The following is a 13,105-nucleotide window of genomic DNA, read 5'->3' as shown; positions in this document are numbered from 1 at the left end:
CCCAAAACAATGAACAACGATCAAAATAATCGAAGAGAATTTCTTAAGAAAAGCCTTTTGTCAGGTATAGCACTGAGCAGTATGGGGACCACATGGGCCAGTCCTGTTATTCCTAAAGTGGCTTCTATGAAGTTGGGTTTAGTGACCTATCTGTGGGGAAAAGACTGGGCATTACCTGAACTTATATCCAACTGTGAAAAAGCAGGATATGAAGGTGTAGAGCTTCGGACACAACATGCTCACGGTGTGGAAACGAGTCTTAGCAAAAAAGAACGAAAAGAAGTTAAAAAGAGATTTAAAGGCAGTCCAGTAACCTGCGTTGGTTATGGTAGTAATTATGAATACCATAGCCCTGACCCAGCAGAGTTGGCCGCAAATATTAGAGATACTAAGGAATACATAAAATTGTGCCATGATATTGGTGCTACTGGTATTAAAGTAAAGCCCAATCGGCTTCCAGAAGAAGTATCACGAGAAAAAACCATCGCTCAAATCGCCAAATCTTTTAGCGAGGTAGGTGAATATGCCAAAGACCTTGGTCAGTTGGTACGTGTAGAAGTTCATGGAAAGGTAACCCAACAGCTTCCTGTGATGAAGGAAATATTTGATCAGGTAACTTCTTCCAATGTGAAAATTTGCTGGAATAGTAACAATACCGATCTAATGGAGCCAGGGCTTGAGGGGAACTTTGATATGGTCAAAGAATGGTTGGGAGATACTACCCATATTCGGGCATTTGATGAAAATGATTATCCTTTTCAGGAACTTTTCAAATTGATGCATAAAGCGGATTACAATGGCTGGATACTAATTGAAGCTCATAGTGATCCTGCTGACAAATTAGCGGCAATGATTGCTCAGAAAAAGACTTTTGAGCAATACCTAAAAAACTTATAGGCCACTTAAGCCAAAATTATTCAAAAAATTGAAATGACAGAAAGAAGAGATTTCATCAAAAAGAGCCTATTGGGAAGTGCAGGGCTGGCTGTGGCAGGAATGACCATGAGTGCTAAATCCTATGGGAATATTTTAGGTGCCAATGACCGAATACAGATCGGAATGATAGGTATTAGGGGACAAGGTACCAACCATATCAACCAATATTGTAAGCTTAAGGAAAGTCGGAATGTTGTCATCAAAACCTTGTGTGATACAGATGAGAATACCTGGGCCGAAAAAGTGAAACTGGTAAGAGACACTGTAGGAGATAAGCCCAATACGGAATGGGACATGCGGAAGGTTTTGGATGATCCGGAAATTGATGCCGTTTCATTTGCTACACCAAACCATTGGCATGCACTAGGTACTATCTGGGCCTGTCAGGCAGGAAAGCATGTATATGTTGAAAAACCAGCAAGTCACAATGTTTTTGAAGGTAGAAAAATGATAGAAGCTGCCAGAAAATACAACCGTGTCGTTCAGGTAGGGTTTCAAAACCGTTCCATCGAAAATGTTCAAGAAGCCATGAAATTTCTTCATGACGGCAATATTGGTGAAGTATACATGGCCAGAGGCTTGTGTTACAAGCCAAGAAATAGTTTTGGAATAGCCAAGGATAGTGCGCCACCGGAAGGTTTGCATTATGACATGTGGCTAGGACCTGCTCCTTACCGGGCATATAATGAGAAAAAAGGACATTACAACTGGCACTGGCACTGGGATACAGGAAATGGGGATACAGGAAATCAAGGGCCTCACCAATTCGATGTTGCCCGCTGGGGTTTGAATAAAAATGAGCATCCTGTATCTGTATTTTCTTCAGGAGCCATATATGGAATTTCTCCCAAAGAATGTTCACAAGAAACCCCCAATACCCAGACTTCTATCTTTAAGTATGAGGATGGTAAAACCTTGGAATTTGAAACCCGTGGTAGGTATACGAATGGAGAATCCAGCCTTGGAACCAAAATAGGAAACATGTTTTATGGTACTGAGGGATACCTTGAGCTTAACGGAGGTACCTGGAAAGCTTTCCGTACAGATGAAAAAGAACCATTTGCTACATCCCAAAAGGCTAAAACTGAAGTTTCAGGCAGCAATGTATTGATGGCTGCACCAGGAGGTTCTGAACATTACGCTAATTTTCTTGACAGTGTAAGAGCAGGAAACAACGAAGCATTGAATTGCGACATTAGAGAAGGCTATTATTCCTCTGCTTTGCCACAGATAGCTAACATTTCCTATCGATTGGAGAGAGGACTCAAGTTCATGGGGGATTATGAGAAGTTTGCCAATGATTCTGAAGCAGACACCATGCTCACTAGGCCTAGTCGACCTCCTTACGTCGTTCCAGATCAAGTATAAATATTGAGAATGAAGACTTTAATAGTTGGTCTTTTCATGTCACAATATATTAGGAAGGATTTTTCTTTTGTTTTAAAGGAAAAAGCCTTTCGTTTTTATTCCAATAGTTACCAGCAAATAATGGGGCTAATTGATACTTAACTAAATTATTTTTATAAACAAGCCACAACTGGTTGTAAAAACCTGTTGTACTGTTAAATTACAAACTTTCTATAAATGAAAAAAATACCACTGACACTACTGCTTTTTATTGGCTTGGCTTCTATCGGGTTCTCCCAGGAAGATCTATCAGTGATTCAATCTCACTGGGTTAACTTCACCGACGGTCCTAATGCTCTTTACAAGCACCAAAGCCAACTAGCACTTGATATGCTTGATGAAAGAGACAAGGCCATTGCTTCTATCTCTTCTTTGAATGAATGGAAAGACTGGCAAGAAAAAGCCAAAGACAAACTGATGGAGGCGGTAGGACCATTTCCTGAAAAAACACCTTTGAATCCAAAAGTTACCGGAAAGCATAGAGGGAATGGATATAAATTTGAAAACATTGTATTTGAATCCCAACCGGGATTTTTTGTGAGTGGGACTCTTTTTATTCCTGATGGAGTAAAAGGGAGAACCCCTACCATTATTTATTGCTCAGGACATACGCCTTTGGCTTATAGAGCTCCTACTTACCAGCATGTAATTCTTAATTTGGTAAAGAAAGGGTTTATTGTTTTTGGCTTTGATCCCGTTGGACAAGGAGAAAGATTGGAATATTTTGATCATGACACAAATAAAGATCTGGTAGGAGGCCCAACTAAGCAACATTCTTATCCAGGAGCGCAAGCATTTGTTGTAGGTTCTTCAGAGGCCAGACACATGATTTGGGATGGTATCAGGGTGGTTGATTACCTGATGACTAGAAAAGAAGTGGATCCAGGTAGAATTGGAATCACAGGAAGGTCAGGAGGAGGTACACAATCTTCTTATATCGCTGCTTTTGATGAGAGGATTAATGCATCTGCACCTGAAAATTACATTACCAATTTCAAGCGACTGATGCTTACTCATGGTCCTCAGGATGCCGAACAAAATTTCTACCATGCCATTGCAAAGGGGTTGGACCATCCTGATCTAATGATCGTTAGGGCACCAAAACCCAACCTGCTTATCTCTACTACTCGTGACATGTTCAATATAGAAGGGGTAAGAGAAACCAGTCAACAGGTTCAAAGAATTTATGATGCTTATGGTGTATCAGAGAACTTTCAAAAAATTGAAGATGATGATGGCCATGCTTCAACGAAAAAGAACAGAGAACGCATGTATGCATTCTTTAGAAAACATCTTGACTTACCAGGAGCTGTGGAAGACCAGGACATCGATACATTATCAATGGAGGTGTTGCAGGTATCTCCTACAGGGCAGTTGGTGAGCAGCTATAATGGCAAAACCACCTATGACCTAAACAAGGCTGAACTACAGGAATTGAATGGCTCCTTGGAAGAGAAGGTAGACTGGGCAAGAAAACTTTCGGGTTATAAAAAGCCTGAAGCATTGTCAGAAACCATGATGGTTGGCAGGTATCAACGTGATGGGTATACCATTGAACAACACCTGATGAAGGGAGAAGGAGACTACTGGTTGCCTTACCTATTAATGAAACCTGATCATGCTACAGATAAAGCGGTGCTTTATTTAGATCCATCAGGTAAAGCTGTTGATGCTAGTGTAGGCGGAGACATGGAGGCTTTGGTGAAAGCAGGAGCCATGGTACTTGCTCCGGATCTTTTGAATACTGGAGAGATGGGTAATGGAAGTTTTAGAGGCGATGCTAATTTCGACGGCCATTCATATAACCTTTGGTTTGAAAGTATTCTTATTGGAAGAAGCATTGTGGGGATTAATGCAGGTGATGCCAATCGTCTGGTAGCTGTTTTGCAGGAGAAAGAGGGAGCTAGAGAGATAAAAGGCCTTGCTAAAGGAGAAATGTCTTCGGTACTGCTTCATGCGGCCAATTTCAACCCTGCAATATCTTCAATAGCATTAGTAGATCCAATGAGTTCTTACAGAGGAATTGTAGAGTCTTTCAGGTACAATACAAGTGAAATTAATTATACAGTAGCTGGTGCATTGAAGCATTATGATTTGCCAGACTTGTTGGAAAATTTGAGCATTACCAATCCAATAGTGCTTCATGAAAATACAGAGTTGAAAAAAGAACACTCCCTATTGCCTGAGCGTGGAGGTAACGAAAAAATCAAAGCCCTTTCCGTAAAAAATGCAAACGATAGAAAAGCCCATTTGACAAAATGGCTTAACCTTTAAGAGGGGCTATTATTTCAATTTCAGGAGCAGATTTGACTTGAAATATAAATACAGTTATAAAGCATCGGGTTTATTTTCTACTCGGTGCTTTTTTTGTTTAATAGGAGTATTTTATTAACCCAGTTAGATAATGAAGTGGACGGGGAAAACCTACCACAGATACATAAACCGGGAAGGTACCAAACAGATCGGTACAACGCCTACAATCAGGGGTTTAAGGCGATATTCATTATGAAAACGAAAAAATAGTTTGTAATATGCAACTAAATGTAGTTGCATTGAGTTTATGGCTAAGAGGGAAAAACTAATTGCTAGGTTTTTGAGTATGCCATCCGACTTTCATTACGAAGAGTTGGTGAGACTTCTTGGGTATTTTGGTTTTAAGGATGTAAAAATAGGAAAGATTTCAGGATCAAGGGTGAAATTTGAGAATGAAGTGAGCGTTCCAATTATACTTCATAAACCACATCCAAACGGGGTTATGAAGCGGTATCAGATGAGGCAGATAAAAGAATTATTGGAATTATGAAATATTTGGAATACAAAGGTTATACAGGCACAATTGAGTACAGTCCCGAAGATAACTTGCTATATGGTAAGGTACTAGGGGTGATGGGGCTGATCTCTTATGAAGGGGAAACCGGAAAGTATTTAGAAGAGGACTTTAAAGCGGTAGTAGATAGTTATTTAGCAGATTGTAGAGCAGAGGGCAAGGCTCCTATGAAACCATTTAAAGGGAGTTTTAATGTAAGAATTCCATCTACTTTGCACCAAAAGGCAGCGTTAAAAGCCATGGAATCAAAGACCTCATTGAATAATTTTGTAGCAGAAGCCATCAGGAACCAAGTCGAAAAAGAGTCTGACTAAATTCCCCTTTCTATGTTTAAATCTAAACTTTGCATAAATAGGGCAATCACCCTTGCTGGTGCGCCTGAAGTGCCAACAATTTTTAGCGGGGAGGCGGCTATTTTGAAAGCATTATAGGGAGAAGATTTGTAAGTTGTGACCCCATTTTAAATAGTGTCAATTGCCAAATAATAAACCATTAGGTGACAGCTTTAGAGGGGATTTCTAAAAATCTAAAATAAAAAAAGCTGCCCAAATAGGGCAGCTTTGACAATTAAATAGTATTTCTAAACTTAGTTTCTATCCAATGCATTTAGCATATCGAAGGCAAGTTCTAATCTTTTGCCGAAGTTTTCTTCACCTTTTCTAAGCCATACCCTAGGGTCATAAGACTTTTTGTTAGGGTTGTCTGCTCCTTCAGGATTTCCCAATTGAGTCTGAAGATATCCTTCTTTGCTGTGGTAGTATTTCAATACACCTTGCCAGAACGCCCACTGAAGATCTGTATCGATATTCATTTTTACAGAACCATAGCTATTGGCTTCTCTAATTTCTTCTACAGTAGATCCTGATCCACCATGGAATACGAAGTTCACAGGTTTGCCGGTAGTTCCGAATTTCTCATTGATATAATCCTGAGAATTTTTCAAAATTATAGGTTTCAATGAAACATTACCCGGCTTGTATACCCCGTGAACATTTCCAAATGCTGCAGCTACAGTAAACAGGTCGTCCACTTTTTTCAACTCCTCATAAGCATAAGCTACTTCTTCAGGCTGAGTATAAAGTTTGGAGCTATCGATTTCTGTATTGTCTACACCATCTTCTTCTCCACCAGTCACACCTAGCTCAATTTCGATTGCCATTTTAATTTTGGCAAACTCCTTGAAATATTTTACGGATGTTTCAATGTTTTCCTCAATAGACTCTTCAGACAAATCCAACATATGGGAACTGAAAAGAGGTTTTTTATAAGCTTCATAATAAGCTTTTCCTTCGGCAAGTAAGCCATCTATCCAAGGAAGTAATTTCTTAGCTGCATGATCTGTGTGTAAAACTACAGGGACACCATATATTTCAGCCATTTTATGTACATGCAGGGCACCGGAAACACCACCTGCCACAGATGCTTGTTGCTTGTCATTTGGAAGGCCTTTGCCAGCATAAAACTGAGCACCACCATTTGAAAACTGAATCATTACCGGGGAGTTGACCCTTTTTGCGGTTTCTAAAACAGCATTCACAGTATTACTGTTGATACAATTCACTGCAGGCATTGCAAATTCGCTTTCTTTCGCATAGGCCAATAGGTCTTTAAGCTCTTCGCCGTACTTTACTCCAGGTTTGAATTTCATATTAAATAATTTATGGTTGTATTAAATTTGATCCACCTCCATTCACCTAAGTGATAGCTTTGGAACTCAAAGATATAAATAGTGCAGAACAATTACCTTATAATTTGATTGAAAAATACATTTTCACCGAATATTTCATAATTTCCCTGCCCATTATCATTGATTGGAAACTATAAAATTTCCTTTATATATTTGTTTTATGGAAAAGATAAGGATTACAGGGGTGCCCGAGCATTTTAATTTTCCCTGGCAAAAGTTGGTTAAAGAACAACCATTTTTGGATGATCAGGTTCAACTGGTCTGGGAGAATGAACCCAGAGGATCCGGTGCTATGAATAGCGCCATAAGAACTGGTGCAACAGATTTGGCCATTGTTCTTACAGAAAGTTTTTTGAAAGACAAAGTTGACGGAAATTCCGGGAAAATTATAGGTTACCATGTCAAGTCACCATTAATTTGGGGGATTCATGTTCCCGGCACTTGCGAGGTGCAAAAGATTGAAGATTTACGAAATGCTCCTTTTCTAATAAGTAGAAGGGGTTCGGGCTCTCATTTAATGGCTTACCTTCTTTCAAAAAGGGAGGGATGGGACACACAGGATCTTGATTTTGAAATTGTTAATAATTTGGACGGAGCCATTAATTCCTTCAAAGAAAATAAACCCAAAGCCTTTCTTTGGGAAAAGTATACGACAAAGCCTTTAGTGGACAAGGGACTTTTTAAGAGGGTGGGAGAAATACCAACTCCCTGGCCTTGTTTCGTCATAGTCGCCTCTGAACAGATGTTGAAGGAGAAGAGAGAATTGCTTTTAAGTATTCAAAAGGAAATTTACCGGATAAACTCGACCCTAATGGAAAATAAGCAAAGCTTTGTTTTGCCTATTAGTGAGGCTTACCAGATAGAAGAGAGTGATGTCTCAGAATGGTTAACTCAGACCAATTGGGCAACTGATGGTACGGTGCCGAATGAGGATGTAACTACCACTTTGGATGCTTTAATGAGTCTTGGTCTTATTGATAATAAGTTGGCTACCGAAGAAATAGTTGAAAAATTGTAAACCGTAAGTAGGGTTACTTGGTAATACTTATAAAAAAACCGATCATTTTTAATAATGATCGGTTTTTTTTGTGAATGGTTAGATTCAAAAATCTGAGTAAGAAGTAGGTCTTAAAAGTCTTTTGTCATTTTTCGACACTGTATTGTCATATTCGCTATTGGCTTTTAAGGCTAACCAAGCTGGATAATCACTAAATGCAGCCCAATGTGCATCTCTATCTTCCATGTTTTCAAAGGCAGTCATGTAAACCAAGTTAGGCATGTTTGCTCCTGCAAGAGGCTCACCATAAAATACCCCATTGAAATTCATCTCATCAAAAATATCAATTTCACCTTCATTAAACATTTTTACCTTTTGGTGGTAAAGACGTTCAGTGGCTGATTCATAACTCCTTAGCTCATATACTCTTTCGCTTTTAGGAGAACTTAGCTTAGGTAAAGCCATTCTGGATCTTGTTTCAAATGCTTGCATTAAAGATGTTTCTATTCTATTGAAAGAAGGATTGTCAAATGCTGCTTGAATATAAGCTTTGCCATCCTCTTGGTGCCTGGCATCTGTTTTTAATTTTCTTTGGAACCTGAAATAATCCTTTGAATTAGTAAATGGAAGGAAAACGTAGATTTTTTTTCCTGCATCTGGTTCAGAAGCTAAAGGTTTGAAAACACCAACATGCTTTACACCTGCACGGTGGGCTGCTGGAATAAATGCCTTTTCTAGGTAGTTCTCGACTACTTCTATTTGTTTTAAATTGTCGATGTGATATACTCTCAGTTCATATAAATCTTTTTTCCCATCCTGTGCTTTGAGAGGAGCGTAGGAAGCGATTAAGATTAAAACTAAGGTGAATACTTTTAATAATCGTAAGTAGTTGTTCATTGGTAATTTAGGTTTTTATTGATTTTTTTGTTCAAATATTTAAATTGACCACTAAAATTAAGTAAATTATACATAACATTATAAAAAAGTTATTTCGGTGGAGAATATATTATTATTTTTGAAGAATACACTGCAGCAATAGTTGATTTTAAGTTTTTAACTAATTATTTAATAAAATGAAGAGGATTTTAGTAACCGGTGGAGCCGGATTTTTAGGTAGCCATCTTTGTGATAAACTTTTGGGAGAGGGCCATGAAGTAATATGCGCCGACAATCTTTTTACTGGTAGAAGGAGAAATATTCATCACCTATTAGAAAACAAAAATTTTGAATTTCTTAGACATGATGTTACGCTTCCCTTGTATGTCGAAGTAGATGAAATTTACAATTTGGCCTGTCCAGCTAGTCCAGTACATTACCAATTTGACCCAGTTCAAACGACCAAGACAAGTGTTATAGGAGCGATTAATATGTTGGGTCTTGCTAAGAGGTTAAAAATTAAAATCTTACAAGCAAGTACCAGTGAGGTATATGGTGATCCGGAAATTCATCCCCAACCAGAATCTTATAAGGGTAGTGTAAGCACAATCGGACCACGTGCATGCTACGATGAGGGGAAAAGATGTGCAGAAACCTTGTTTTTTGATTATCATAGACAACATGGGCTTGATATTAAGGTCATGCGTATTTTCAATACTTATGGGCCAAGGATGCATCCCAATGATGGGCGTGTAGTTAGTAATTTTATTGTCCAGGCATTGAAAGGGGATGACATCACGATTTTTGGGGATGGAATGCAAACACGTAGTTTCGGTTATGTGAGCGACCTGATTTCAGGAATGCATAAATTGATGAACAGTCCCAATGGAGTGATTGGACCCATCAATATCGGTAATCCAGTTGAATTTACTATGCTGGAATTGGCAGAGAATGTTTTGGAGCTTACTGGATCAAAAAGCAAACTAAAATACATGCCTTTGCCACAGGATGATCCTATGCAAAGGAAACCTACCATTGATTTGGCACGAAAGGAGCTAGATTGGGAACCAAAAGTTCAGTTAAAAGAAGGTTTAGTAGAAACCATAAAATATTTCGATATGGTATTAAAAGAAGATAATATCTAGCATTTAAAATTTTTATATAAGCATTGTTCTTTTTTTAAGAGCAATGCTTACTCATTTTGCCACGTTTATTTTTTAAAATACATAATTTAGTTATTTGTATAATATATTTTGTATTTTAATATCTTTTTAATAAAAATGGGTGCTATATGAATTAAATCGGTTAATTTAATAAGGAAATTAAACATTAAAACCTTTTTTTATATGCAGGTTCATTTTTACCTTTATTAGCAATTTAATTGGTGAAATTTCTATTTTGTGAATATGAAAAACAAGTATAAAATTTTTGGTATAGATGATGAGCCTTCAGTTTTACTGATTATACAACATTACTTTAAAAGTAAATTTGATGTTAAGGTGTTTAATAAGCCTGCAGATGCTCTGGCGAATATGCAAGATGGAGATTTGCCTGATATAATTATATGCGATTTGAATATGCCTGAAATTAGCGGGGCCGAATTTGTAGGTCTAGTGCGGTCAAGTGGATTTTTCTCATCTATTCCTTTAATCGTTCTCTCGGCTACAGACTCTTCTGAAAAGAAAATTGATATTTTGAACTTGGGGGCAGATGATTTTATGGTTAAACCTTTTAACCCCAAAGAACTTGAAGCCCGAATTAATTCAATTTTAAGAAGAACTGGGAAATTTGCAATCGAATCTATAAATGAATAAAGAAAACAAAAAAATCGCATTGATTTCTAAAGACCCTAAAGTCATTGATGCTATTGAAAAGGCTGTAGGAGACACATTTGAGATTAATGCTTTTACAAACGGAATTATTTTTTACAATCAACTTTCTACTTCATCTGATGAGTTATGCATGATTCTTAGTGACTCGTCCTTACTAGATGTGCATGGAGTTGCCTTAAAGAATACCATTGAGAAATTAGGATTTGGGCATCTTCCATTTTTTATGGTTGTAGATAAAGCTACTCCAACAGATATTATTAATGCGATTTCTTCTGGGGTCACTGATTTTATCCTTAAACCGATCAATGGGAAACAATTAAAAACGAGACTGGACTTCCAAATGAAGCATCCATCTCCAAAAAAGAAAAACCTTGAATACACTGCCTTAAAAGAATCTAAAACCCCGTTTATTAAAAGGTTATTTGATATAGTGGTGTGTAGTTTTATCCTTTTGGCTTTGCTTCCACTATTCTTGATTGTAGCAATATTAATTAAATTAGAGTCAAGAGGACCTGTCTTTTATTATTCCTACAGGGTAGGAACGGGATACAATATTTTTAAATTTTATAAATTCAGGTCCATGGATCCTGATGCCGATGCCAAATTGCAACAATTGAAGCATTTGAATCAATACAATGATCCTGAAGAAGAGGAAGAAGAAAAACAATCTGAAGTAGTCAATGAAGTTAAAGAACTCTGCGAATTTTGTGAACAAGCAGGGGGAGGGTGTCTACAGCCATTATACGACGATAATAAAATGGTTTGTGAGAAAATCCTTATGGCTAAAAAAGACAGTAATAAGGATGCCGCTTTTATTAAGATCAAAGACGACCCCAGAGTAACTCGTATAGGTAAGTTTATTAGAAATACCAGTATTGATGAACTGCCTCAGCTTTGGAACGTACTTAGAGGAGATATGTCACTTGTGGGCAATCGACCTTTACCACTCTATGAGGCAGAGAAAATCACTACTGATAAATACTCCCTTAGATTTCTTGGTCCAGCTGGGATAACCGGTCTATGGCAAGTAGAAAAACGAGGAAGAGGAGCAATGTCTGAAGAAGAACGATTAAGCCTTGACAATGACTATGTCAAAAATTTCAGCATTTGGTTTGATATCAAAATTCTTCTAAGAACTATCCCCGCTTTGTTTCAAAGTGAAAATGTTTAGTCCATTAATAATTCCCAAAATAACTTAACCCTTCCTTTCCACGTATTTTTAGAGGCTTCAGTATACCTGGATTTGGCTTTCTCCTCCGTGTTTGTAGTTAATTCCATTTCTATTGCTTTATTGAAGTCCTGAGGTGATTTCTCTAAGCTTATTAGCGGATGGAACAATTGGATGTCTTCCGAGAATGGAGTCGCTACTATGGGTTTCCCAGAAGCAAGGTATTCATTGATTTTAAGAGGATAGATACTTTTTGTCACTTCATTACATAGAAATGGAAGTATCAAAAGTTGGAAATGTGCCAGGTATTGTGGCAGTTGCTCTATTTTTTTTGGGCCTGTAAAATATAAATTGGGAATTTCATCCAAATTGATGTCGGTATGCCCTTGATGGTTTCGAGGGCCCACCATTACCATGCTTTTGTCTGGGTTTGCTTCACATACAGTCTTTATCAAATCATAATCCAATCGATGACAAATATTTCCTGTATAACCGATTATTGGTTTGGGAATGTTTTTTAGATCCTTAGGTACATTCAATTCTAATTCATAAGCTGACTTAAACAATTCGAAATCGGCTGCATTTGGAAAATAAGCCACTTTTTTTCCTGAAAGAGCTTCAAGATCCTTCTGAAGCATACGTGATGTGACTAGGCTTAGGTCTGCACTTTGTACGGCTTCTATTTCTTTCCTTGCACCATGTTTTCTCAAATAGGGTTCTAAAGCCCTAATATTGTCTCTCGATTGATAAACAAATGCATTAGGTTTAAAACTATTCGGTAGTTTGGTGAGGTATAAAGGGTTGAAGGAGTTAAAGTAAATAAATGCTTCTTCATGCAATTCTTTTAATGCTTTGCTTATGGACTTGGCCAATCGCCGATCATTCCAGTTTGAAAAGAAATTGTACAGTGAGCCCTGAGGAAGCCAATTTATTGGAAGCATTAGCGGTGGGCTGAGGGCATATAGTTTAGGGCTAAATTGAGACAGTTGTTTAATACTATTATTTCCCCAGATTAAAGCTGATTTTCGGGCTTTTACAGATGGTTTTTTCCGTTCTTTCAAATAGTCCAAGAAAGTAAATGGGTAGTCTACATAAATAACTTTTTGGGTTTGAGCAAAAGTTTTCGCCAATGACCAAGAAGCTGATGAAAATTCCCCGTCCCATCTGGACATGCTGGTCATTACTATGGTAACCTTATCAAAAGTTAGGTTAGAAAAATCCTTCATAAAAAGCTGTTTTTTTTCTAAAATAATGAATGTTTTCCGCATTGGAAAGCTTAAATTTAGGTTTATGTTAACCATTAATTTTTAAAGCTTTGATCCTATTTATTATTATTTCGTGTATATGCTGTTTTTATCTCTTGTTTCCACTCACA

The 13,105-nt window shown here is 37.6% G+C and carries 12 protein-coding genes; 9 read left to right on the top strand and 3 right to left on the bottom strand.

Features of this window, described 5'->3' with window-relative positions; all coding sequences use genetic code 11:
* The first annotated feature begins 9 nt into the window (after positions 1 to 9).
* From CA2015_RS24205 to CA2015_RS24185, 5 genes are all read left to right on the top strand, one after another.
* Positions 10 to 897, top strand: coding sequence for a sugar phosphate isomerase/epimerase family protein (locus CA2015_RS24205; RefSeq protein WP_048644229.1), 888 nt, complete (start codon positions 10 to 12; stop codon positions 895 to 897).
* 33 nt (positions 898 to 930) lie between these two features.
* On the top strand, positions 931 to 2,304 hold the full coding sequence (locus CA2015_RS24200; RefSeq protein WP_048644228.1) for a Gfo/Idh/MocA family protein: 1,374 nt from the start codon (positions 931 to 933) through the stop codon (positions 2,302 to 2,304).
* A gap of 216 nt (positions 2,305 to 2,520) precedes the next feature.
* On the top strand, positions 2,521 to 4,617 hold the full coding sequence (locus tag CA2015_RS24195) for an alpha/beta hydrolase family protein (RefSeq protein ID WP_048644227.1): 2,097 nt from the start codon (positions 2,521 to 2,523) through the stop codon (positions 4,615 to 4,617).
* Between the two features lie 286 nt (positions 4,618 to 4,903).
* Entirely contained in the window at positions 4,904 to 5,146 is a 243-nt protein-coding gene (locus tag CA2015_RS24190; protein WP_048644226.1) for a type II toxin-antitoxin system HicA family toxin, read from the top strand.
* Positions 5,143 to 5,484: a type II toxin-antitoxin system HicB family antitoxin gene (locus tag CA2015_RS24185; protein WP_048644225.1), complete on the top strand. Its 342-nt coding sequence runs from the start codon at positions 5,143 to 5,145 to the stop codon at positions 5,482 to 5,484. Before CA2015_RS24190 ends, CA2015_RS24185 begins: the two co-directional genes overlap by 4 nt.
* 272 nt (positions 5,485 to 5,756) lie before the next feature.
* On the opposite strand, the gene fbaA is transcribed toward CA2015_RS24185, so the two are convergent.
* Positions 5,757 to 6,818 carry a class II fructose-bisphosphate aldolase gene (fbaA, locus tag CA2015_RS24180; protein ID WP_048644224.1) on the bottom strand — a complete coding sequence of 354 codons (1,062 nt, stop codon included), beginning with the start codon at positions 6,816 to 6,818 and terminating at the stop codon, positions 5,757 to 5,759.
* Between the two features lie 199 nt (positions 6,819 to 7,017).
* Between fbaA and CA2015_RS24175 the strand changes: the two genes are divergently transcribed.
* Positions 7,018 to 7,875 carry a substrate-binding domain-containing protein gene (locus CA2015_RS24175; protein WP_048644223.1) on the top strand — a complete coding sequence of 286 codons (858 nt, stop codon included), beginning with the start codon at positions 7,018 to 7,020 and terminating at the stop codon, positions 7,873 to 7,875.
* Between the two features lie 84 nt (positions 7,876 to 7,959).
* On the opposite strand, the gene CA2015_RS24170 is transcribed toward CA2015_RS24175, so the two are convergent.
* Positions 7,960 to 8,751, bottom strand: a complete 792-nt coding sequence (locus CA2015_RS24170; protein ID WP_048644222.1) for an NIPSNAP family protein — start codon at positions 8,749 to 8,751, stop codon at positions 7,960 to 7,962.
* Between the two features lie 176 nt (positions 8,752 to 8,927).
* On the opposite strand from CA2015_RS24170, the gene CA2015_RS24165 reads away from it, so the two are divergent.
* The 3 genes from CA2015_RS24165 (at position 8,928) to CA2015_RS24155 (ending at position 11,733) form a co-directional block, all read left to right on the top strand.
* Positions 8,928 to 9,875, top strand: a complete 948-nt coding sequence (locus CA2015_RS24165; RefSeq protein WP_048644221.1) for a UDP-glucuronic acid decarboxylase family protein — start codon at positions 8,928 to 8,930, stop codon at positions 9,873 to 9,875.
* A 261-nt stretch (positions 9,876 to 10,136) separates the two neighbouring features.
* Positions 10,137 to 10,544, top strand: coding sequence for a response regulator transcription factor (locus tag CA2015_RS24160; RefSeq protein ID WP_048644220.1), 408 nt, complete (start codon positions 10,137 to 10,139; stop codon positions 10,542 to 10,544).
* The gene (locus CA2015_RS24155; RefSeq protein WP_048644219.1) at positions 10,537 to 11,733 is read left to right on the top strand and encodes a sugar transferase; all 1,197 of its coding nucleotides are present in this window, start codon (positions 10,537 to 10,539) and stop codon (positions 11,731 to 11,733) included. The genes CA2015_RS24160 and CA2015_RS24155 overlap by 8 nt, the downstream gene beginning before the upstream one ends.
* Here the strand turns inward: CA2015_RS24155 and CA2015_RS24150 are convergent.
* Entirely contained in the window at positions 11,730 to 12,956 is a 1,227-nt protein-coding gene (locus tag CA2015_RS24150) for a glycosyltransferase (RefSeq protein WP_048644742.1), read from the bottom strand. The genes CA2015_RS24155 and CA2015_RS24150 overlap by 4 nt on opposite strands.
* Between the last annotated feature and the right edge of the window lie 149 nt (positions 12,957 to 13,105).

It is taken from the genome of Cyclobacterium amurskyense (assembly GCF_001050135.1).
Lineage (GTDB): Bacteria > Bacteroidota > Bacteroidia > Cytophagales > Cyclobacteriaceae > Cyclobacterium > Cyclobacterium amurskyense.
This window is presented reverse-complemented; position numbering and strand designations above follow the sequence as displayed.

What these genes read in the sequence shown, in the direction of transcription:
- CA2015_RS24205 (WP_048644229.1), top strand. Translation starts at nt 10, where the DNA reads ATGAACAACGATCAAAATAATCGAAGAGAATTTCTTAAGAAAAGCCTT.
- CA2015_RS24200 (WP_048644228.1), top strand. Translation starts at nt 931, where the DNA reads ATGACAGAAAGAAGAGATTTCATCAAAAAGAGCCTATTGGGAAGTGCA.
- CA2015_RS24195 (WP_048644227.1), top strand. Translation starts at nt 2,521, where the DNA reads ATGAAAAAAATACCACTGACACTACTGCTTTTTATTGGCTTGGCTTCT.
- CA2015_RS24190 (WP_048644226.1), top strand. Translation starts at nt 4,904, where the DNA reads ATGGCTAAGAGGGAAAAACTAATTGCTAGGTTTTTGAGTATGCCATCC.
- CA2015_RS24185 (WP_048644225.1), top strand. Translation starts at nt 5,143, where the DNA reads ATGAAATATTTGGAATACAAAGGTTATACAGGCACAATTGAGTACAGT.
- fbaA (WP_048644224.1), bottom strand. Translation starts at nt 6,818, where the DNA reads ATGAAATTCAAACCTGGAGTAAAGTACGGCGAAGAGCTTAAAGACCTA.
- CA2015_RS24175 (WP_048644223.1), top strand. Translation starts at nt 7,018, where the DNA reads ATGGAAAAGATAAGGATTACAGGGGTGCCCGAGCATTTTAATTTTCCC.
- CA2015_RS24170 (WP_048644222.1), bottom strand. Translation starts at nt 8,751, where the DNA reads ATGAACAACTACTTACGATTATTAAAAGTATTCACCTTAGTTTTAATC.
- CA2015_RS24165 (WP_048644221.1), top strand. Translation starts at nt 8,928, where the DNA reads ATGAAGAGGATTTTAGTAACCGGTGGAGCCGGATTTTTAGGTAGCCAT.
- CA2015_RS24160 (WP_048644220.1), top strand. Translation starts at nt 10,137, where the DNA reads ATGAAAAACAAGTATAAAATTTTTGGTATAGATGATGAGCCTTCAGTT.
- CA2015_RS24155 (WP_048644219.1), top strand. Translation starts at nt 10,537, where the DNA reads ATGAATAAAGAAAACAAAAAAATCGCATTGATTTCTAAAGACCCTAAA.
- CA2015_RS24150 (WP_048644742.1), bottom strand. Translation starts at nt 12,956, where the DNA reads ATGAAGGATTTTTCTAACCTAACTTTTGATAAGGTTACCATAGTAATG.